Here is a 20055-nt window from a genome sequence, read left to right on the forward strand (position 1 = left end):
ATGACCCACCGTATCCTGATCCTGGGCGGCACCACCGAAGCGCGACAGCTGGCGGCGAAGCTGGCCGCGCGGGGAGATCTCGACCTCACCCTGTCGATGGCGGGCCGGACCGAAAACCCGGTCGCGCAACCGGTGCCGGTACGAACAGGCGGCTTCGGCGGTGCACAGGGGCTGGCCGACTGGCTGGCGGAGCATGGCACCGACCTGTTGATCGACGCGACGCATCCCTATGCGGGGCGTATTTCGGCCAATGCTGCCGAGGCGGCGCGGATATCGGGCGTACCGATCCTCGCCTTGCGTCGTCCGGGCTGGGAGCAGGTCGACGGCGACCGCTGGACGCTGGTCGAAGACGGTGAACAGGCCGTCGCAGCGCTCGGCGAGACGCCCCGCCGCGTGTTCCTGGCGCTCGGCCGGCAGGAAGTGGCGGCGTTCGAGACCGCGCCGCAGCATGCCTATGTCATTCGCAGCGTCGACCCGATCGAGCCGCCGCTCGGTGTGCCCGATGCGACCTACATCCTTGCGCGCGGGCCGTTTGCCGAAACCGACGAACGGGCGCTGCTCGAGGCGCAAAGGATTGACGTCATCGTCGGCAAAAACAGCGGCGGGCAGGCGACCTACGGCAAGATCGCGGCGGCCAGGCAGCTCGGCGTCGAGGTGATCCTGTTCCGCCGGCCGCCTCTGCCCGAGGTGTTGTCGGCTCCAAGTGTCTCCGCGATGGCCGAGATGGTCGATCATTTCGTAGGCCCTGCGGAAAAGCGCGGAGTGTAGACCAGCGGTGGCTTGCCGACGCGTTCGATCAGGCGCGTTTCGCGCGAGCCGATGACGACGCAGGTCGCCATGTCGGCCTTTTCCGCTGCTGCTTCGCCAAGCGTGACGATCTCGATGCGCTCGTCGGGCCGGCCGGCGGCGCGGCCGAAGATGATGGGGGTCGTGGCGGGCAGGTGGCTGCGCAGCGTTTCGAACGCGCTGCCGAGCTGCCATGGGCGGGCCTTGCTGATCGGGTTGTAGAGCGAAATGACGAAACCTGCCTCGGCGACCGCGATCAGGCGGCGCTCGATCAGCTCCCATGGCTTCAGGTTGTCGGACAGGTTGATGGCACAGAAATCGTGGCCGAGCGGCGCGCCGACACGAGCGGCAACGGCCAGCATGGCGGTGACGCCGGGCACGACCGACAGCTCGATGTCGCGCCATTCTTTCGGGCCGGCTTCGATCGCTTCGCAGACTGCTGCGGCCATGGCGAAGACGCCGGGATCACCGCCGGAGACGACGGCGACGTTGTGGCCGGCCGCTGCCATCTCAAGTGCGGCATTGGAGCGCGAGATCTCCTCGCGGTTGTCGGAGGCGACGCGGGTCTGGTCGGGGCGCAGGTCGAGGCGGTCGAGATAGGGTTTGTAGCCGAAGAAATGGCTGGCTTCCACCACGGCCCGGCTGGCTTCCGGCGTGACCTGGTCCGGATTGCCGGGGCCGAGGCCGATGACGACGAGGCCGCCGCTCACAATTCCGCTCCCGGCTTGCCGGCCCAGCCGGGTACCAGGACGATGGCGAAATAGGGCGCCTTGTCGTCCGATTTGTCGACCAGCCGCATGTGCTGCGTGTTGGGCATGGTGCCGCGCTCGACATAAAGCGCGCGGCCGAGCTTGCCTGTCGCTTCCAGCGCCTTGCGGATTTTGGGCAGATTGCGGCCGACTTTCATGATGACAGCGGCGTCGGTATCGGCGAGGCGTCGGGTGAGTTCGAACTCGTTCATGGTACCCGGCAGCACCGACAGCACGTCGTCGCCCTGGACGATCGGCACGCTGGTCTGCGACCAGCAGCCTGACATGGCGGTGACGCCGGGGATGACCTCGGTCGGGTAGAGATGCGCCAGCCGCACATGCAGGTGCATGTAGGAGCCGTAGAACAGCGGGTCGCCCTCGGACAGGATGGCGACGGTGCGGCCCTGGTCGAGATGGGCGGCCACCGCTTGCGCCGAGTCCTCGTAGAAGCCTGATATGGCAGCACGATAGTCGTCGTGATCCTTGTCGATTTCCGTCGTCACGGGATAGACCAGCGGCAGCTCGATCACGCCGTCGCGGAAATGCGCATCGGTGATGGTGCGGGCATTGCCATTGGCGCCGCGCTTGGAAAAATGCGCGATCACGTCGGCCTCGGCCAGCGCGCGCACGGCCTTCACCGTCATCAGCTCGGGATCGCCGGGGCCGGTGCCGACGCCGATCAGGCGGCCCTTTGCAGCGGACACGCTCATACGCCGGGCCTCGCCAGCGAGTTGAGGGCAGCTGCCGTCATGGCGCTGCCGCCGAGGCGGCCGCGGACGATGGCATAGGGCACGCCATAGGAATTTTCGGCCAGCGCGTCCTTGGATTCGGCAGCGCCAACGAAGCCGACCGGCATGCCGATGATGGCGGCAGGCTTGGGAGCGCCGTCGCGAAGCTTTTCGAGCAGGTAGAAGAGAGCGGTCGGCGCGTTGCCGATGGCAACGACGGAGCCGGCAAGCCTGTCGATCCAGAGATCGATCGCTGCAGCCGAGCGGGTGTTGCCGATCGCCTTGGCGATCTCTGATGTACGCGCATCGCGCAGGGTACAAATGACCTCGTTGTCGGCGGGCAGGCGGGCGCGGGTGACGCCGCGCGCCACCATCTCGGCGTCGCAGAAGATCGGTGCACCGGCCTGCAGTGCTGCGCGCGCGGCCGAGACGAAGTTCTCCGAGAAGACGAAATGCTGGGCCGCTTCGACCAGGCCGCAGGCATGGATCATGCGCACCGCGACGTCCGACTCGTCTTCGGAGAAGCGTGCGAGATCGGCCTCCGCGCGGATGATGGCGAAGGAGCGTTCGTAGATGGCCGTGCCATCATGGATGTAATCGTAGGCGGCCATGTTCATTCCTGTGCCAGAGCTTGCGCGAGGCGCTTTGCGCCCAGCCTTGCGAGGCAGGCGGCGGCATTTTCGTCCGGCTTGCGCTCCTGGGCGAGCAATTTCGTGAGGCGGCCCATGCCGCGCGCGGCTTCATATCCTGCGGTGTAGGCGGCCGGAAGGCCCTTCGCCGTTCCGCCGACGACAAATACAGCACCCTTTTCGTCACCGACGATGGTGAGCGTCGCCGGTCCTGGATGGGCGCAGCCCTTGGCACAGCCGGAGACGTGCAAGGACAGCGTCGGATCGAGGTCTTCGCCGAGGTCGGCAGCGATATCGGCGGCAACGTCACGCGCTGATATCATGCCCGACGCGCAGGCCGGTGCGCCCGGGCAGGCGGCGATGCGGATGCGGGGGTCAGAGCGGGTGGTGACGAGGCCAATCGAGCTGGCCGTTGCGGCGAGGGCGTCGGCGGAGGGGCGGTCGAGGTCCATGACGAGCAGGGTTCGGCCGGGCGCTGGACGGATGCCGGTGGCGCCGGCGGCCGTTGCCGTTCGGCAGAAGGTGATCAGCGTCGAGGCGTCGATGCTGCCGAAGGGCAGGGCGATGCCGACAGCGATTCGGGAATCGGAGAGCGGGAGGATTCCGATGGGAGATGAATCGGTTGCGGCGGAGTGTTCAGGTGTCGAGCCATCTGAATCGGCGGAGAGGTCGTGATCCTTCGCACCCCTCTCTGTCCTGCCGGACATCTCCCTCCCAAGGGGGGAGATTGGCAGCTTCGGCGTTTCCGCTCGTCCTGCCATGTCCATTTTGAGCGCCGGCGTCGATGCAGGCCTGATCTCCCCCTTCGAGGGGGAGATGTCCGACAGGACAGAGGGGGGCGCGAAGGAATGAGAGGTCTCAAATCCTGCGATGGAAGCACGGATGACGCTCAGGTCGAGGTCACGGGCGCGTCCTTCGCGTCCGAGTACTGCGATCGCGTGGAGAATATCGAGCGTGGCTGTAAATGCATCGTCTGCATCGAATTCTCCGACGAACGTAGCAGCCTTCTCATCGCCCGCCACCGACAGGCGCCAACGCCCGGCACCCACCGCGACCAGCCTGACATCGCCCATGATCGCGCCAAGCCCGATCTCGCCGTGCCCATCGACCACGACCGATACCTTCGGCCCGAGTCGTGGCGCCAGCCCCGCCTGCTCGATCGCAGTGCGGATCGCGGCCGCTAGTGGCACGGGATCGGCAATCTCCGCCGGATCCATGCCGGCGAGCGGGCTGGTGTCGACGGGCACGCCGGTGCGCACCGCGATGCCGAGCGTGTCGACTTCCTCAGCCAGCAGACACGCACTCTCCGCCGTCAGCCCCCTGATCTGGATGCTGCCGCGCGCCGTGACCTCGACAATGCCGTTGCCATGGCGTGCAGCGGATTCGGCGAGTCCGATCAATATGTTGGGGGCGATTTCTCCAGCGAGCGGGTTGATCCGCACCAGGAGGCCGTCGCCTGTCGGCATCGGTGCTGAAAGTGCTGGACAGGCGCCACGGCGGGAGAAACTGGTCATGCCGCGACCCCGCGCGCCTCGGCCTCGGCGATGAGGCTGGCGAGGTCGTCGTCGATGGAGTTGCGCAGTGGGTGCCACAGGCCGCGCCGGCGGGCAGCGGCGAAACGCTCGGCAATGAACTTCGCTGCCGCCGGGTTCTCGCGCAGCATGAAGTCGCGCACCGCCTCATTGCCGACATAGGCGTCGTGAACGGCCTCGATCAGCGCGCCCGGAATGGCGTTTGTCGTTTCGGCAAAGCCGATCAGCCGGTCGACCGTCTCGGCGAATTCGGAGGCGCCGCGCGGGCCATGGCGCATCTGGCCGGCGATGAAGCGGGCGTTGGTGGCGCGCGCCCTGACGACGCGGCCGACGGCCTCGGTGACCGAACGCGGCCTCGGCTTTTGTGGATCGGAGGTGTCGAGCACGATGACGTCGGCGTTCTTGCCCAATGCTGCGACCGCTGCTGCAAATCCGCCGATGAAGGCGACGTCGGCCGAGCCTTCGAGGATGTCGCGGCCGGGGTCGTCGCCGGTATGTACCAACAGGTCTGCCCCGGCGATGCGGCCGGCAAAGGCGCCGGGCGCGGAAAAGCCTTCGCCTTCGTTGCCGCCATAGGCGTGGGAGGCAGCATCGAGATAGGCGCGGCCGAGCTCTTCGCGCGCCTGCCAATCGCCCGATGACAGAAGGTCCTCGAGGCCGGCGCCATAGGTGCCGGGGGAGGAGCCGAAGATGCGCGGCTCGACCTTGCCCGCGGCGCGGGTGCTGGCGGCGAGCGGGTTGTCGTGGTCGTCCTCGTCGCGGGTGGCGACGGCGCGGGCGGCGACGTCGATGAGAGCGATCTGGGTCGGGAACATGTCGCGGAACAGACCCGAGATGCGCCAGGTGACGTCGACGCGCGGGCGGCCGAGCGTCGCCGGTGGCAGCACCTCGATGCCGGTAACGCGGCCGGTGGCGGCGTCCCATTGCGGCCGGCAACCCATCAGCGCCAGCCCTTGCGCGATTTCCTCGCCGCCGGTGCGCAGCGAGGCGCTGCCCCAGAGGTCGATGACCAGCGCGCGCGGCCACTCGCCATGGCTCTGCAGGTAGCTGCGCATGATCTCGTCGCTGGCTGACTTGCCGAGGTCAAAGGCCGTGGGCGTCGGCATGGTGCGCGGATCTGAAGTGAACAGGTTGCGCCCGGTGGGCAGGACGTCGGTGCGGCCGCGCGCCGGGGCGCCTGAGGGGCCGGCCTTGACGTGGCGGCCGTCGAGGGCGGCGATGAGGTTTTGTCGCTCGGCTTCAGCACTGGCGCGGCGAGCTGCGTCGGGTTCATCGGCTTCAGCACGGCCATAGACATGCAGGCCGTCCTTGATGGCGAAATCCTTGAGGTCGCACAGCCAGGCGTCGATGCGGCGCAAAGCTTCGTCGGGCGCGTCCGTATTGGCAACGCCCGCTTCGGCCGCAAGGCCGGTCTGCGACGCCGTCTCGACGATGAGCTTGGCCAGCCGATCGCGGCGGCGGCGGTCGAGGCCATCGGCCTGGGCATATTCGTCGACCAGGCGTTCGAGTTTTTGCTGATGCTCGTCCAGGCCAGCCGACGCGAGTGGCGGCGGCAGGTGACCGAGCGTGACCGCGGCAATGCGGCGTTTGGCCTGGGCCGCTTCGCCGGGGTTGGAGACGATGAAGGGATAGACCACCGGCAGCGAGCCGGTGACGATCTCGGGGAAACAATCCCGGCTCAGCGCCACCGCCTTGCCCGGCAGCCATTCGAGCGTGCCGTGGGCGCCGACATGGATGATGGCGTGGATTGCGAGCGACTTCTGCAGCCAGAGGCCGAACGCGAGCAGCGCGTGGCGCGGGGGCAACGAAGGGTCGTGATAGTCGGCGCGGCGATCGGCCGATCGGCCGCGATCGGGAGCGAGGGCGACCGTGATGTTGCCGAAGGTGGCGGCGCGGAAGGGAAAGTGGCGCGTGCGGGTGGAAGCAGATGCGGTGCGCTCCACGTTGCCCCCCTCTGTCTTGCCGGACATCTCCCCAACACGGGGGGAGATTGGCAGCTTCGGCGTCGCCGATCGTTCTGCGAGTTCTGCTGGACGGACGTGACCTTCTGCCGGCGCCGGCGATTGGGCTGTACGCTGCTGACTGCTGATCTCCCCCCTCGTGGGGGAGATGTCCGGCAGGACAGAGGAGGGCAATGTCGAGCGTTGTCCTGTCCTGTCGATCGTATCAGCCTCTGCCTTGCCCCAGGCAGCGTCGACTGCGTTTCTTGCCTCCGCAGGCAGATCCTCGGCAAGCGCGAGATAGTCTTCGAGCGCCAAGCCGTGCCCGCCGGCCTCGATCAGATCGAGCAGAGCACGTGGCGATTCGGGAATCGATTCAACCGCATACCCCGCGTCCTTGAGGTCGTGCAGCATGGCGAGCACGCTCGATGGCACGTCGAGGCCGACGGCATAGCCGGTGCGGCCGGGGGCGCTGGGGTAGTCGGGGATGAGGATCGCGAGCTTGCGCTTTTCGGGCCGCGTCTCACGCAGCCTGAGGTGCGATGCGATGCGGCGGGCGACCTGGTCGACGCGGTCGGGTTCAGGCCGGTTGGCGAAGGCGCGGAAGCCGAGGGACGGGTCGACCTCGCTTTCGGCCTTGAAGGAGATGGCACCGGCGAGGATGCGGCCGTCGAGTTCGGGCATCACCACATGCATGGCGAGATCGGCCGGTGCCAGGCCGCGCGGGCTGCCTTCCCAGGCTTCGCGGCGGGTGGTGGCGACGATGACCTGGAACACCGGCACGCCGGCCCGGTCGAACAGCGTTTCCGCGCCCGGCTCGGCGCCGGCGGCGAAGGCGGTCGCGGTGATGATTGCGGCGGGGTGGAGTTCGGCCAAGGCCTGCTCGACGAAGGCGAGGGAAGCCTTGTCCTTGAGGCTGGAGACGAAGATGGGTGCGGGACGCAGGCCCTCTGCTCTCAAAGCTTCGACCAGTGCGTCGATGGGTGCGACGTCGGCGGCGAGCAGCATAGAGCGGTAGAAGAGGATGGGGATGAGAGGGATGGGCGAAGGATCGCTTTCATTGCCAGCCGAAAAGCCTTCGATGTCACTGAGGATGCCTCTCGCCGGATCATAAAACCCGGCCTTGGGTACAGAAACCGGCGCATCGGCTTTGGTTTCCGTGCCTGCCAGCCCGGCCAGCCTTGCGACCAGCGCCTTCATGTTCTCAGGTCCGCCCTCGCGGAAATAACCGAGCAGGGCGTCGAGTTCGGTCCGCGGCAGCGTCGACGCTTCGATCAGCCTGAGATCCTCGTCGTGGCTTTCGCCGGGCAGCAGCGCCAGCGCGATGCCTTTTGCGCGGGCAAGAGCCGCGAGCTGGTCGCAGCCGTAGCGCCACCAGTCGTGGCCGCCGAGGATGCGAACGAGGATGACCTTGGCGTGGCCAGCCACGCTGTCGATCCAGAGGTCCACCGACATCGGATGGCGGAGGTCACGCAGGCTGGCGAGCCGCATCGACGGCAGGTTTTCAGCATCCGCCTTCCAGGCGTTTGCCAGGCCGGCCAGGTCGCTGTCGGTGAAGGACAACGCCACCACATCCGCAGGCTTCTGCCTGAGGTCCACTGGCTCGATCAAATCGTCGAGCGAGGCGGATGTGGTGGTGAGGATGTGCATCCAGGCTGTCCGGTTCAGCCGACCAGGATGCGCTCGATGGCCGGGCGGTCGAGGCCCTTGAGGCCGATCACGACCAGGCGCGAGCGGCGGTCGTCCTCAGCGCTCCAGGCGCGGTCATAGTAGTGGTTGACGCGTGGGCCGACGGCCTGGACGAGCAGGCGCATCGGCTTGCCGCCGACATCGACGAAGCCCTTCACGCGCAGCACGTTCTCTTCTTCGGCGGCGGTGGCGACGCGCTTGGCCAGTTCGTCGGGGTTGGCGATCGAGGGGATCTCGATGACGAAGGTGTCGAAATCGTCGTGCTCGTGGTCGAAGGCGCCGTCGTGATGGGTCTTGCGGTTCTCGATGTCGTCCTCGACGGCGAGGCCGAGGCCGAGCAGCACCGACGGGTCGACCTTGCCATGCGCCGACGGCACGATCTTGACGGCGCGGGCGAGATGCTCGCCGACGATGGCGCTGGCGCGAGCGTGGCCGGCTTCGTCGAGCAGGTCGCTCTTGGACAGGATGATGAGGTCGGCGCAGGCGACCTGGTCCTCGAACACTTCCTCGACCGGGTCGTCATGGTCGAGCGAATCATCGGCAACGCGCTGGGCGGCGAGGGCCTCCATGTCGGAGGCGACCTTGCCTTCGGCGAGAGCCGGGCCGTCGACAACGGCGATGACGCCATCGACGGTGACGCGGCTCTTCACCGATGGCCACTGGAAGGCCTGGACCAGGGGCTTCGGCAGAGCGAGGCCCGAGGTCTCGATCAGGATGTGGTCGACCTTCGGCGTGCGCGACAGAATCTGGTCGAGGGCTGGGACAAAATCGTCGGCGACGGTGCAGCAGATGCAGCCATTGGCCAGTTCGACGATGTTTTCTTCGGGGCAGGCGTCGACGCCGCAGCCTTTCAGAATCTCGCCGTCGATGCCGACATCGCCGAACTCGTTGACGATGATGGCGAGGCGCTTGCCCTTGGAGTTCTCGAGGATGTTGCGCAAAAGCGTGGTCTTGCCGGCGCCGAGAAAGCCGGTGACGACGGTGCAGGGAACGCGTTCGACGGAGGCGGTCATGTGTCTTCCTTGATGAGAGCAAGTGGTGGGATGCGCGCGACGAGGCCGCGCTTGAGGCTGTCGGGACGGCCGCGCCATGGGATCAGGCCGTCGGTCGAGGTGGCGAAGAGCCTTGCGCCGGTGACGAGGTCTTCGCCCGACGTTGTTGCGAGATCGCCGAAGACATAGCTCCATGAACCGTCGCGGATCAGCGCCGCGCTGAGGCGGCGCTTGCAGTTGCCCAGGCACTCGACGGTACGGACGGCGATGGCGCCCTCGGCAGCGAGGCGGGCGTGTTCGGCAAGTTTGGCGCCGGCGCGCGGATGCGCGTCCGAGCCGGTTTCATCGCGACAGGAGGAGCAGACGAGAATCGTCACCTCGGAAACGCGCGTGTCGGCGTCACCGCCGGATGCGTCTCCAATTTCGACCGAGGAATTGTCGTCGAGTTTCAAATTCCAGGCTCCTTGCCTGGGACACCCGCCAGGCGATCGGATCAATGTTGCAGACGGCAGGTCTCCTGGCTCGCGAGTCGTCGCCTTCGCACCGCCTTCCCGGGAAAACATCCCAGTGGTTACCGGCCTTGGCTCGTCGCTTACAGTTGCGGGGACAGCCGCGGATTTGACGCCAGAGCGCCGCACCGCATTCCCTCTTAGCCTTCGCCTTTGCGGGTGAAGGACCGTCTGGAGGCGATTTAGGCGGTGGCGAGGGGTGGAGTCAACGCGGCAGAGCGACAGCTGCCGTCGCAGGTGTTCTCTTGCAGGCCTATGGGTGCAGCGATTGACAAGCGCGGGCTGCATTTTCAAATACGTGCATGTATCGAAATCGCGCTCAGGTTGAAGAGGCATATCTCGCTCAGGCGAATATGCAGTTCCTGTTTTTCTGGGGACACCAGCCGTCAAAGGACGGGACGATTACCTCGTCTTGCCTCAGTCAATGGTGGGCAGCCTCGTTTCTCGTCGATGGCGTCGGCTATCCAACTGCCGAACATTGGATGATGGCTGAAAAGGCGCGCCTGTTTGGAGATCATGAAATCGCGTCCAGGATACTGGGTGCTGGAAGTCCAAAACAGGTCAAGCAGTTCGGCAGAGAGGTGCGGGGGTTCGACGCCACTCTCTGGGACCGTGAGAAAGGTCGCATCGTAGCGGCAGGCAACAAGCACAAGTTCGGACAGAACCCGGCATTGCGCGACTTCCTGCTCTCGACCGGAGACGCCATTCTGGTCGAGGCAAGCCCTGTCGATGCCGTATGGGGCATTGGTCTTGCCGCCGACGACGAGCGTGCAGGCGATCCGCTCCGGTGGCGCGGAGAAAATCTCCTGGGGTTTGCACTCATGGAGGTGCGCGACGGACTGCGCGGCTGAGTTGCCGGCGCGCTCAAAGCGTCAGATTGATATTGCCGCCAATGCCGGTCCGAGGTCGCCGGCAGGCGTCACCTCGATGCGTTCGAGGCCGAGCCAGCCACGCATCTGCTTCAGCTCTTCGTGGAGTTCGGCTGCGGTTTCGGGCGGAGCGCAAGGCTCGCCATAGGCCGCATGGACGCGGAGAATGCCGGCCGGGCGGTCGGCCTTGAGGTCGATGCGGGCGACGATGCGTTCGCCGAGCAGGAAGGGCAGCACGTAGTAGCCGTACTGGCGCTTTTCGGCCGGCGTGTAGATCTCGATGCGATAGCGGAAATCGAACAGCTGTTCGGCGCGCGTGCGTTCGAACACCAGCGGATCGAAAGGCGCGAGCAATGCGCGTGCCTGCACCTTTCGCGGGATTCGGGCATCGGCATGCAGATAGGCCTGCCGGTCCCAGCCGTCGACGCGCACGGGAATCAGTTCGCCCGCCTCGACCAGTTCCTCGAGACGGCCTTTCATGTCGGCAGGGGACAGGCGGAAATAGTCGCGTAGGCAGATGGCCGTGGCGACGCCATGGGCGCGGGCCGAGATTCGCAGCAACTCGCGATGCGCATCCGATGCGTGCGGGGCAGGGCGGCTGTAGATGTCTGCGGGCAGGACGCGTTCGGGCAGGTCGTAGAGGCGCTCGAAGCCGCGGCGCGAATGGGTGGTGATGCGGCCGGCCCAGAACAGCCATTCGAAGGCGTGCTTTTCACGGCTCCAGCCCCACCAGCCGCCGGAGCCTTTTGCGCCTTCTATGTCGGAGGCGGCGATGGGGCCGCGATCGACCACCGTTCGGAATATCTCTTCGATATAGGTTTTGTTCTCGCGGCCGAATTTTGCCAGGCCGCCATACATGCCGTCCTCGGCCCGCGCCATGCGCCAGCGCATCAGCGGAAAGGTCTCCAGCGGCAGCAGCGAAGCCTCATGGGCCCAATATTCGAAGAGCATGCGCTTCCTGGGCTGCATTGCGTCGTCGAGCACGGCCATCGGGTAGGGGCCGAGTCGCGAATAGAGCGGCATGTAGTGGGCGCGGACCACCGCGCTGACCGAGTCGATCTGCAGCAGGCCGGTGCGGTCGAGAACGCGCTGGAGATGACGTCGGGTGATCGCGCCAGTGGGGCGCGGATCGGCAAAACCCTGGGCTGCCAGAGCGATGCGACGGGCGGTGGCGAGGGAGAGTTTCTCTTTCATTGCGGCAAGCTATCGCAGTCTCGGAACGGGTGACGCAAGGGCAGTGGAATCAGTTCTTGCTGCAGATGCTAGCAGGGCTGCGGGTTCGGACTTGTCAGGAGAGTAAAGTGGAGTAAAAGACGAAGGAAATCAAACAGGAGCCACATCGGCAGGATTTTGGTCCAGCGGTGGGCTTTGCCCCGTTTTGGACAAGGTTGGGCTTGCTTCGCCGAACCGCCTGCGCTAACCGTCGCCGCATTGCAGCACGACCGTTTCGTCAGGGCAGACGAGAATCCGTCGCGCTTCCGGAAACGGACCCCGTGCTGTAAGTCTGGGTGGATTGGCCACCAACGGAATTCGCAGCATGAACGCTCTCCTGAGTTCGTATCTGCCCATCGTCATCTTCATCGGTGTGGCGCTCGTAGTCGGCATAGCCCTTATTGTGGCGCCTTTCCTTGTCGCCTACCGCAGTCCCGATCCGGAGAAGCTGTCGGCCTACGAGTGCGGCTTCAACTCCTTCGACGATGCGCGCATGAAATTCGACATCCGGTTCTACCTGGTGTCCATCCTCTTCATCATCTTCGATCTCGAAGTGGCGTTCCTGTTCCCGTGGGCTGTGTCCTTCGGGCAGATCGGCATGCTCGGCTTCTGGTCGATGATGATCTTCCTGGCCGTGCTGACCATCGGCTTCATTTATGAGTGGAAAAAGGGAGCGCTGGAATGGGATTGAACGACGCCTCCGGCACCCTGATCGCGCCGAAGCCGAAAGGCATCATCGATCCGAACACCGGCAAGCTCATCGGCTCCGACGACGCCTTCTTCGGCGATCTCAACAACGAGCTGTCCGACAAGGGGTTCCTCGTCACCTCGTCCGAGGCGCTGATCACCTGGGCGCGCACCGGCTCGCTGATGTGGATGACCTTCGGCCTGGCCTGCTGTGCCGTCGAGATGATGCATATCTCGATGCCGCGCTATGACGCCGAGCGTTTCGGCATTGCGCCGCGCGCTTCTCCGCGCCAGTCGGACGTGATGATCGTCGCCGGCACGCTGACCAACAAGATGGCGCCCGCGCTCCGCAAGGTCTATGACCAGATGCCGGAGCCGCGTTACGTCATCTCGATGGGTTCGTGCGCCAATGGCGGCGGCTACTATCACTATTCCTATTCGGTGGTGCGCGGCTGCGATCGCGTCGTGCCTGTCGACATCTATGTGCCCGGCTGTCCTCCGACCGCCGAAGCGCTTCTCTACGGCATCCTTCTTCTCCAGAAGAAGATCCGCCGCACCGGCACCATCGAGCGGTGATCCCAAATGAGTGAAGCCCTCAAGGACCTTGCCGCCTATATCGCGGAAAAGCTCGATGCGGACATCGAGGAAAGCGTGCTCGCCTATGGCGAGCTGACGCTGACGGTGAAGGCCGCCGACATTGTCGACGTGATGACCTTCCTGCGCAACGACGTGCAGTGCCAGTTCGTCTCGTTCATCGATGCGGCCGGTGTCGACTATCCGCAGCGCCGCAAGCGCTTCGACGTCGTCTACCACCTGCTGTCGCCGCGCCAGAACCTGCGCATCCGCGTCAAGCTCAGCACGGACGAGGACACGCCTGTGCCGTCGATCACCGCGGTCTATCCGGGTGCCGACTGGTTCGAGCGCGAGGCCTACGACATGTATGGCATCCTGTTTTCGGGCCATCCCGACCTGCGCCGCCTTCTGACCGACTACGGCTTCGAAGGGCACCCGCTGCGCAAGGACTTCCCGCTAACCGGCTTCGTCGAAGTGCGTTACGACGACGAGCAGAAGCGCGTCGTCTACGAGCCGGTCGAGCTCAAGCAGGAATTCCGCAATTTCGACTTTTTGTCTCCCTGGGAAGGCACAGAATACGTGCTGCCGGGCGACGAAAAAGCCAAGACGAATTGAGGCGCCGAAATGGCTGAAACCTCCGTCCGCAATTTCAACATCAACTTCGGCCCGCAGCATCCGGCCGCGCACGGCGTTCTGCGCCTGGTGCTCGAGCTCGATGGCGAAGTCGTCGACCGCGTCGATCCGCATATCGGCCTTTTGCACCGCGGCACCGAAAAGCTGATCGAGCAGAAGACCTACCTGCAGGCCGTGCCTTATTTCGATCGTCTCGACTATGTCGCGCCGATGAACCAGGAGCATGCCTTTGCTCTCGCGGTCGAGCGCCTGCTCGGCATCGAGGTGCCGAAGCGCGGCCAGATCATCCGCGTGCTCTATTCTGAGATCGGCCGCATCCTGTCGCACCTGCTCAACGTCACGACGCAGGCGATGGACGTGGGCGCGCTGACCCCGCCGCTGTGGGGCTTCGAAGAGCGCGAGAAGCTGATGGTGTTTTATGAGCGTGCCTGCGGCGCGCGCATGCACGCAGCCTATTTCCGGCCTGGCGGCGTCCACCAGGACCTGCCGCAGAAGCTGGTCGAGGACATCGGCAAGTGGATCGATCCGTTCCTGCAGACGGTGCAGAACCTTGACGACCTGCTCACCCCCAACCGCATCTTCAAGCAGCGCAACGTCGACATCGGCGTGGTGTCGCTCGACGATGCCTGGGCCTGGGGTTTCTCGGGCGTGATGGTGCGCGGTTCGGGCGCTGCCTGGGACCTGCGCAAGAGCCAGCCCTACGAATGCTACCCGGAGATGGAATTCGACATCCCCGTGGGCAAGAACGGCGACTGCTACGACCGCTATCTCATCCGCATGGAAGAGATGCGCCAGTCGGCCAGGATCATGCGCCAGTGCGTCGATCTTTTGCTCGGCAAGGAGAGCACGGGCCCTGTGTCGAACATCGACGGCAAGGTTGTGCCGCCGAAGCGCCAGGCCATGAAGCGGTCGATGGAATCGCTGATCCATCACTTCAAGCTCTACACCGAAGGCTACCGCGTGCCTGCCGGCGAGGTTTATGCAGCCGTCGAGGCGCCGAAGGGCGAGTTCGGCGTCTTCCTGGTCTCCGACGGCACCAACAAGCCTTACCGCTGCAAGCTGCGCGCGCCGGGTTTCGCCCATCTCCAGGCGATGGACTTCCTGTGCCGCGGCCACATGCTTGCGGATATCTCGGCCGTTCTCGGCTCCCTCGACATCGTGTTTGGTGAGGTCGACCGCTAAATGTCAGTCCGCCGTCTCGCAGAAGCCAGCGTCCAGCCCGCGTCCTTCGCCTTCAACAAGGCGTTCACGTCGCAGGCCAAGACCTGGATCAAGAAGTACCCCAAGGGCCGCGAACAGTCGGCCGTCATTCCGCTGCTCATGCTCGCGCAGGAGCAGGACGGTTGGGTGACCAAGGCTGCCATCGAGCACGTCGCCGACATGCTCGGCATGCCCTATATCCGTGCGCTTGAAGTCGCGACCTTCTACACGCAGTTCCAGCTCAAGCCGGTGGGCACGCGCGCCCATATCCAGGTGTGCGGCACCACGCCCTGCATGCTGCGCGGCTCGGAAGAGCTGATGGATGTGTGCCGCTCGAAGATCCACCACGACCAGTTCCACACCAACGAGGCGGGCACGCTGTCGTGGGAAGAGGTCGAGTGCCTGGGCGCCTGCGTGAACGCGCCGATGGTCATGATCTTCAAGGACACCTATGAGGATCTGACGCCGGAGCGTCTGGCCGAGATCATCGACCTGTTCGAGGCCGGCAAGGGCGACAAGGTAGCCCCTGGGCCGCAGACGGGGCGCTTCCTGTCGGCGCCGCTGACCGGGTTCACCGCGCTCAAGGACGAGAAGTCGGTCCTCAAGACGACCCGCGACAAGGAAGCCAAGGCTTCTGCAAAGGCCGCCAAGGCTGCCGCAGCTGGCCCGGCAGCGACTGCACCTGCCGCAGCACCGCAGCCCGCACCTGTTGCCGCCGTCGCCGAGAAGCCCAAGGCAGCACCGGCCAAGAAGGCCGATGCCCCGGCAAAGCCGTCGCTCGAGGACAAGAACCGTCCCGCCGGCATCGCCAGGCCTGCAGCTGTCGACGACCTCAAGCTGATCTCGGGCGTCGGCCCGAAGATCGAGGGCACGTTGCACGAACTCGGCATCTTCACTTTCGCCCAGGTGGCGTCGTGGAAGAAGGCCGAGCGCGAGTGGGTCGACGGTTATCTGAGTTTTCATGGTCGCATCGAGCGTGACGACTGGGTCAAGCAGGCCAAGGCGCTCGCCAAGGGTGGTGTGGCCGAATACATCCGCGTCTTCGGCAAGAAGCCGGTCTGAGGAGCACAAATATGCTTGAGGACAAGGACCGCATTTTCACCAACATCTACGGCCGCTTCGACAAGACGCTGGCCGGCGCGATGTCGCGTGGCGCCTGGGACGGCACGGCCGGCATCATCGAGAAGGGTCGTGACTGGATCATCAACGAGATGAAGGCGTCGGGCCTGCGCGGTCGCGGCGGCGCCGGCTTCCCGACCGGTCTCAAGTGGTCGTTCATGCCCAAGGCCAGCGACGGCCGTCCGTCCTACCTGGTCGTCAATGCCGACGAATCCGAGCCGGGCACCTGCAAGGACCGCGACATCCTGCGTAACGATCCGCACACGCTGGTCGAAGGCTGCCTGCTGGCGGGCTTCGCCATGGGTGCGGTCGCTGCCTACATCTACGTCCGTGGCGAGTTCATCCGCGAGCGCGAAGCGCTGCAGCGGGCGATCGACGAGGCTTATGAAGCCAAGCTGATCGGCAAGAACAACAAGAACGGCTACGACTTCGAGATCTACGTCCATCACGGCGCCGGCGCCTATATCTGCGGCGAAGAGACGGCACTGCTCGAAAGCCTCGAGGGCAAGAAGGGCCAGCCGCGACTCAAGCCGCCGTTCCCTGCAAATGTCGGTCTCTATGGCTGCCCGACAACGGTCAACAACGTCGAATCGATTGCCGTTGCGCCGACCATCCTGCGTCGCGGCGCGGCCTGGTTCTCCGGCATCGGCCGTCCGAACAATGTCGGCACCAAGCTGTTCATGCTGGTCGGCCACGTCAACACGCCCTGCACGGTCGAAGAGGCCATGGGCATCACCTTCCGCGAGCTGGTCGAAAAGCACGGCGGCGGCATCCGCGGCGGCTGGGACAACCTTCTGGCGGTGATCCCCGGCGGCGCCTCGTGCCCGGTGGTGAAGGCCGAGGACATCATCGACTGCCCGATGGACTTTGATGGCCTGCGCGAAAAGAAGTCGTCCTTCGGTACGGCTGCCGTGATTGTCATGGACAAGTCGACCGACATCGTTAAGGCGATCGCGCGTCTGAGCTACTTCTTCAAGCACGAGAGCTGCGGCCAGTGCACGCCGTGCCGCGAAGGCACCGGCTGGATGTGGCGCGTGATGGAGCGTCTGGTGCGCGGCGAAGCGCACAAGCGCGAAATCGACATGCTGCTCGACGTCACCAAGCAGGTGGAAGGTCACACGATCTGCGCGCTCGGCGACGCGGCCGCATGGCCGATCCAGGGCCTGATCCGCAACTTCCGCCCGGAGATCGAGCGGCGCATCGACGAGTTCTCGCGCAATTCGCACCGCAGCGAGCCGGTGCTGGTGGCGGCCGAGTAACGGAAAATCAGAAAGTGCGGGCCTAAGGCCCGAGGCGAAACAGGAAACGACGAGGCAGAGGCGAACGGCGAAGGCGACAAGGAGCTTACCAATGTCGACATTTCCCATTCCCGAAGTTGCAGTGCCTGAGATGGAACGTTTGGAGCAGATGAACAGGGACTTCGTGGCGATGCTGCCGAAGGAGTTCGCCGGCACGGCGAATCTTTTGGTGCATCCTGCTGCGGGCGTCGCTGCTGCCTCTGCTCTTGGTGTCGGTTTGGCCAGCCATGCGCTCGGCGTGTGGATGGGGGCCATATCGGGCGCTTCCGAAGCCGCGCAGCGCATGTTCTCGCCGGATTTTGGCGATTTCGCCGGTGCTTCGCATGGTTCGGTGCGCGAGACGGCGGCGAAGAAGGCGGAGGCAACGACTGCCTCGCTGATTGCAGAAGTGAAGACGCTGGCCCTGAAGCTTGAAAAGGCCGGGCCGGCGAATGCCGAAACGCAAGCGGCGAATGCCGCTGATGTTGCGGTTGTCGAGGTGCCTGTTGCTCTGCAGCCTGAAGACTTCAGGCGGCCGGCGTCTATCGAACGGCCGGAGGCGCCTGACGATCTGAAGGCGATTGCCGGCATCGGGCCCAAGCTCGAGCAGGTGCTCAACGACCTCGGCGTCTGGACCTATGCCCAGGTTGCGGCCTGGACGGCGGAAGAGGTGGCCTGGACCGACGACTATCTCGGCTTCAAGGGCCGGATCGGCCGGGACGACTGGATAGGGCAGGCGGCAATGCTTGCGGGCGGCAAATAGGCTGCTTGAATTTTGGAATTCGGGGCGCAGCGCTTGCCGCGCCCCCAGCAGGACGAATGCGGATCATCCGCGGGATTTGAGGCGCTATGGCAAAGCTTAAGGTCGACGGGAAAGAGATTTCGGTACCCGACCACTATACGCTGCTGCAGGCGGCGGAAGAGGCGGGCGCGGAAGTGCCGCGCTTCTGCTTCCATGAGCGGCTGTCGATCGCCGGCAACTGCCGCATGTGCCTGGTCGAGGTGAAGGGCGGACCGCCCAAGCCGGCGGCATCCTGCGCCATGGGCGTGCGTGACCTGCGCCCCGGCCCGAATGGCGAGGCGCCGGAAATCTTCACCAACACGCCGATGGTCAAGAAGGCCCGCGAAGGCGTGATGGAGTTCCTGCTCATCAACCATCCGCTCGACTGCCCGATCTGCGATCAGGGCGGCGAGTGCGACCTGCAGGACCAGGCGATGGCCTTCGGCCTCGACGGTTCGCGCTACAAGGAAAACAAGCGCGCGGTCGAGGACAAGTATATCGGCCCGCTGGTCAAGACGATCATGACGCGCTGCATCCACTGCACGCGCTGCGTCCGTTTCACCACCGAGGTCGCCGGCATCTCCGAGCTCGGCCTGATCGGTCGCGGCGAGGACGCCGAGATCACCACCTATCTCGAACAGGCGATGACCTCCGAGCTGCAGGGCAACGTCATCGACCTGTGCCCGGTCGGCGCGCTGACCTCCAAGCCTTATGCTTTCCAGGCACGTCCGTGGGAGCTGACCAAGACCGAATCCATCGACGTGATGGACGCTGTCGGTTCGGCGATCCGCGTCGACAGCCGTGGCCGCGAAGTCATGCGCATCATGCCGCGCATCAACGAGGCGGTGAACGAGGAGTGGATCTCCGACAAGACCCGCTTCATCTGGGACGGTCTGCGCACCCAGCGCCTCGACCGCCCTTATGTGCGCCACAATGGCCGCCTTGCTCCGGCAACCTGGGCTGAAGCCTTCGCCGCCATCAAGGACGCCGTTTCGAAGACGTCGGCCGACCGCATCGGCGCCATCGCCGGCGATCTCGCCACCGTCGAAGAGATGTATGCGCTGAAGCAGCTGATCGCTTCGCTCGGCTCGAAGAACATCGACTGCCGCCAGGACGGTGCCGCGCTCGATCCGTCGCTCGGCCGCGCCAGCTACATCTTCAACCCGACCATCGAAGGCATCGAACAGGCCGACGCCATCCTGATCATCGGCTCCAACCCGCGCTTTGAGGCTTCGGTGCTCAATGCCCGCATCCGCAAGCGCTGGCGCGGCGGCGATGTGCCGGTTGCCGTGATCGGCGAGATCGGCGACACGCGCTATGCCTACGAACAGCTGGGCTCGGGCCCGGAGACGCTGAAGGATCTGGCCGACGGCAATGGCAAGTTCTTCTCGACGCTGAAAAAGGCCTCGCATCCGCTGATCATCATCGGCCAGGGCGCGCTCGCTCGCTCCGACGGTGCGGCCGTGCTCGGCCAGGCCGCCAAGCTGGCAGGCGCCGTCAAGGCTAGTCGGCCGGACTGGAACGGCTTTGCCGTTCTGCACACCGCCGCCGCCCGCGTCGGCGGCCTCGACGTCGGCTTCGTGCCGGGCGAGGGCGGCAAGAATGTTGCCGGCATGCTGGGCGAGACGGACGTGCTGTTCCTGCTCGGCGCCGACGAGATCGACATGTCCAAGGCGGGCGATGCCTTCGTGGTTTATGTCGGCACGCATGGCGATGCCGGCGCACACCGCGCCAACGTCATCCTGCCGGCTGCCGCCTACACGGAGAAGTCGGGCACCTATGTGAACACCGAAGGTCGTGTCCAGATGACCGGCCGCGCCGGTTTCGCGCCGGGCGAGGCCAAGGAAGATTGGGCGATCCTGCGCGCGCTGTCCGACGTGCTCGGCCACAAGCTGCCGTTCGATTCGCTGCAGCAGCTGCGCGCCAGGCTCTATCAGGAGCTCCCGCATCTGGCCCGCATCGACGAGATCGATGCCGGCGACAATGACGACATTGCCAGGGTCGCCAAGCTCGGCGGCCGGCTGAACAAGGGCGCCTTCACCTCAGCGGTGAAGGACTTCTATCTCACCAACCCGATCGCGCGCGCGTCGGCGGTGATGGCCGAATGTTCGGCATTGGCCAAAAACGGCTTCAAGCAGGCGGCGGAGTAA

At 65.3% G+C, this 20055-nt stretch carries 18 protein-coding genes and 1 riboswitch; of the genes, 10 read left to right on the forward strand and 8 right to left on the reverse strand.

From position 1 onward, the window contains the following. Entirely contained in the window at window positions 1-768 is a 768-nt protein-coding gene (locus tag NDO48_RS08760) for a cobalt-precorrin-6A reductase (protein ID WP_267321347.1), read from the forward strand. Here the strand turns inward: NDO48_RS08760 and NDO48_RS08765 are convergent. The 7 genes from NDO48_RS08765 to NDO48_RS08795 are packed head-to-tail and all read right to left on the reverse strand — an operon-like array spanning window position 732 to window position 9497. Next, window positions 732-1496 carry a precorrin-3B C(17)-methyltransferase gene (locus tag NDO48_RS08765; protein WP_267321348.1) on the reverse strand — a complete coding sequence of 255 codons (765 nt, stop codon included), beginning with the start codon at window positions 1494-1496 and terminating at the stop codon, window positions 732-734. The two genes, NDO48_RS08760 and NDO48_RS08765, sit on opposite strands and share 37 nt — an antisense overlap. After that, window positions 1493-2245: a precorrin-2 C(20)-methyltransferase gene (locus NDO48_RS08770; RefSeq protein ID WP_267321349.1), complete on the reverse strand. Its 753-nt coding sequence runs from the start codon at window positions 2243-2245 to the stop codon at window positions 1493-1495. Before NDO48_RS08770 ends, NDO48_RS08765 begins: the two co-directional genes overlap by 4 nt. Next, window positions 2242-2874, reverse strand: a complete 633-nt coding sequence (locus tag NDO48_RS08775; protein ID WP_267321350.1) for a precorrin-8X methylmutase — start codon at window positions 2872-2874, stop codon at window positions 2242-2244. The genes NDO48_RS08770 and NDO48_RS08775 overlap by 4 nt, the downstream gene beginning before the upstream one ends. 2 nt (window positions 2875-2876) lie before the next feature. Beyond that, window positions 2877-4406: a precorrin-3B synthase gene (gene cobG / locus NDO48_RS08780; protein WP_416377188.1), complete on the reverse strand. Its 1530-nt coding sequence runs from the start codon at window positions 4404-4406 to the stop codon at window positions 2877-2879. Then, window positions 4403-8014 carry a cobaltochelatase subunit CobN gene (locus tag NDO48_RS08785; RefSeq protein ID WP_267321351.1) on the reverse strand — a complete coding sequence of 1204 codons (3612 nt, stop codon included), beginning with the start codon at window positions 8012-8014 and terminating at the stop codon, window positions 4403-4405. Before NDO48_RS08785 ends, cobG begins: the two co-directional genes overlap by 4 nt. Before the next feature lie 14 nt (window positions 8015-8028). After that, window positions 8029-9066 (reverse strand): cobalamin biosynthesis protein CobW, encoded by a 1038-nt coding sequence (cobW, locus tag NDO48_RS08790; protein WP_267321352.1) that lies wholly within the window; start codon window positions 9064-9066, stop codon window positions 8029-8031. Further along, window positions 9063-9497, reverse strand: coding sequence for a DUF1636 family protein (locus tag NDO48_RS08795; RefSeq protein WP_018428464.1), 435 nt, complete (start codon window positions 9495-9497; stop codon window positions 9063-9065). The genes cobW and NDO48_RS08795 overlap by 4 nt, the downstream gene beginning before the upstream one ends. A gap of 37 nt (window positions 9498-9534) precedes the next feature. Next, a riboswitch (cobalamin riboswitch) is annotated at window positions 9535-9741 on the reverse strand. Window positions 9742-9856: 115 nt separating this feature from the next. On the opposite strand from NDO48_RS08795, the gene NDO48_RS08800 reads away from it, so the two are divergent. Then, entirely contained in the window at window positions 9857-10405 is a 549-nt protein-coding gene (locus NDO48_RS08800) for an NADAR family protein (RefSeq protein ID WP_267321353.1), read from the forward strand. A 21-nt stretch (window positions 10406-10426) separates the two neighbouring features. Here NDO48_RS08800 and NDO48_RS08805 read toward each other — a convergent pair whose 3' ends face one another. Continuing rightward, the gene (locus tag NDO48_RS08805; protein ID WP_267321354.1) at window positions 10427-11617 is read right to left on the reverse strand and encodes a winged helix-turn-helix domain-containing protein; all 1191 of its coding nucleotides are present in this window, start codon (window positions 11615-11617) and stop codon (window positions 10427-10429) included. Window positions 11618-11960: 343 nt separating this feature from the next. Here NDO48_RS08805 and NDO48_RS08810 point away from each other — a divergent pair, with 343 nt between their 5' ends. The 8 genes from NDO48_RS08810 to nuoG all read left to right on the forward strand — a co-directional run bounded on the left by NDO48_RS08810 (window position 11961) and on the right by nuoG (window position 20055). Then, window positions 11961-12326, forward strand: a complete 366-nt coding sequence (locus NDO48_RS08810; protein ID WP_018428461.1) for an NADH-quinone oxidoreductase subunit A — start codon at window positions 11961-11963, stop codon at window positions 12324-12326. Then, entirely contained in the window at window positions 12317-12898 is a 582-nt protein-coding gene (locus NDO48_RS08815) for a NuoB/complex I 20 kDa subunit family protein (RefSeq protein WP_018428460.1), read from the forward strand. Before NDO48_RS08810 ends, NDO48_RS08815 begins: the two co-directional genes overlap by 10 nt. Before the next feature lie 6 nt (window positions 12899-12904). Continuing rightward, window positions 12905-13510 (forward strand): NADH-quinone oxidoreductase subunit C, encoded by a 606-nt coding sequence (locus tag NDO48_RS08820; protein ID WP_267321355.1) that lies wholly within the window; start codon window positions 12905-12907, stop codon window positions 13508-13510. Between the two features lie 9 nt (window positions 13511-13519). Then, a complete protein-coding gene (locus NDO48_RS08825; protein ID WP_018428458.1) occupies window positions 13520-14710 on the forward strand; it encodes an NADH-quinone oxidoreductase subunit D in 1191 nt (396 codons plus the stop codon). After that, complete coding sequence (gene nuoE, locus NDO48_RS08830; protein ID WP_267321356.1) at window positions 14711-15790, forward strand: NADH-quinone oxidoreductase subunit NuoE; 1080 nt, start codon at window positions 14711-14713, stop codon at window positions 15788-15790. A gap of 11 nt (window positions 15791-15801) precedes the next feature. Beyond that, entirely contained in the window at window positions 15802-17106 is a 1305-nt protein-coding gene (gene nuoF, locus NDO48_RS08835) for an NADH-quinone oxidoreductase subunit NuoF (protein ID WP_018428456.1), read from the forward strand. 91 nt (window positions 17107-17197) lie between these two features. Then, entirely contained in the window at window positions 17198-17887 is a 690-nt protein-coding gene (locus NDO48_RS08840) for an NADH-ubiquinone dehydrogenase (protein ID WP_267321357.1), read from the forward strand. 86 nt (window positions 17888-17973) lie between these two features. Then, window positions 17974-20055 carry an NADH-quinone oxidoreductase subunit NuoG gene (gene nuoG / locus NDO48_RS08845; RefSeq protein ID WP_267321358.1) on the forward strand — a complete coding sequence of 694 codons (2082 nt, stop codon included), beginning with the start codon at window positions 17974-17976 and terminating at the stop codon, window positions 20053-20055.

The sequence above is a fragment of the Aminobacter sp. MET-1 genome, assembly GCF_026521175.1.
In the GTDB taxonomy this organism is placed as follows: domain Bacteria; phylum Pseudomonadota; class Alphaproteobacteria; order Rhizobiales; family Rhizobiaceae; genus Aminobacter.

What these genes read in the sequence shown, in the direction of transcription:
- NDO48_RS08770 (WP_267321349.1), bottom strand. Translation starts at nt 2,245, where the DNA reads ATGAGCGTGTCCGCTGCAAAGGGCCGCCTGATCGGCGTCGGCACCGGC.
- nuoF (WP_018428456.1), top strand. Translation starts at nt 15,802, where the DNA reads ATGCTTGAGGACAAGGACCGCATTTTCACCAACATCTACGGCCGCTTC.
- NDO48_RS08820 (WP_267321355.1), top strand. Translation starts at nt 12,905, where the DNA reads ATGAGTGAAGCCCTCAAGGACCTTGCCGCCTATATCGCGGAAAAGCTC.
- NDO48_RS08805 (WP_267321354.1), bottom strand. Translation starts at nt 11,617, where the DNA reads ATGAAAGAGAAACTCTCCCTCGCCACCGCCCGTCGCATCGCTCTGGCA.
- nuoE (WP_267321356.1), top strand. Translation starts at nt 14,711, where the DNA reads ATGTCAGTCCGCCGTCTCGCAGAAGCCAGCGTCCAGCCCGCGTCCTTC.
- NDO48_RS08785 (WP_267321351.1), bottom strand. Translation starts at nt 8,014, where the DNA reads ATGCACATCCTCACCACCACATCCGCCTCGCTCGACGATTTGATCGAG.
- cobW (WP_267321352.1), bottom strand. Translation starts at nt 9,066, where the DNA reads ATGACCGCCTCCGTCGAACGCGTTCCCTGCACCGTCGTCACCGGCTTT.
- NDO48_RS08815 (WP_018428460.1), top strand. Translation starts at nt 12,317, where the DNA reads ATGGGATTGAACGACGCCTCCGGCACCCTGATCGCGCCGAAGCCGAAA.
- nuoG (WP_267321358.1), top strand. Translation starts at nt 17,974, where the DNA reads ATGGCAAAGCTTAAGGTCGACGGGAAAGAGATTTCGGTACCCGACCAC.
- NDO48_RS08840 (WP_267321357.1), top strand. Translation starts at nt 17,198, where the DNA reads ATGTCGACATTTCCCATTCCCGAAGTTGCAGTGCCTGAGATGGAACGT.
- NDO48_RS08810 (WP_018428461.1), top strand. Translation starts at nt 11,961, where the DNA reads ATGAACGCTCTCCTGAGTTCGTATCTGCCCATCGTCATCTTCATCGGT.
- NDO48_RS08800 (WP_267321353.1), top strand. Translation starts at nt 9,857, where the DNA reads ATGTATCGAAATCGCGCTCAGGTTGAAGAGGCATATCTCGCTCAGGCG.
- NDO48_RS08760 (WP_267321347.1), top strand. Translation starts at nt 1, where the DNA reads ATGACCCACCGTATCCTGATCCTGGGCGGCACCACCGAAGCGCGACAG.
- NDO48_RS08775 (WP_267321350.1), bottom strand. Translation starts at nt 2,874, where the DNA reads ATGGCCGCCTACGATTACATCCATGATGGCACGGCCATCTACGAACGC.
- NDO48_RS08825 (WP_018428458.1), top strand. Translation starts at nt 13,520, where the DNA reads ATGGCTGAAACCTCCGTCCGCAATTTCAACATCAACTTCGGCCCGCAG.
- cobG (WP_416377188.1), bottom strand. Translation starts at nt 4,406, where the DNA reads ATGACCAGTTTCTCCCGCCGTGGCGCCTGTCCAGCACTTTCAGCACCG.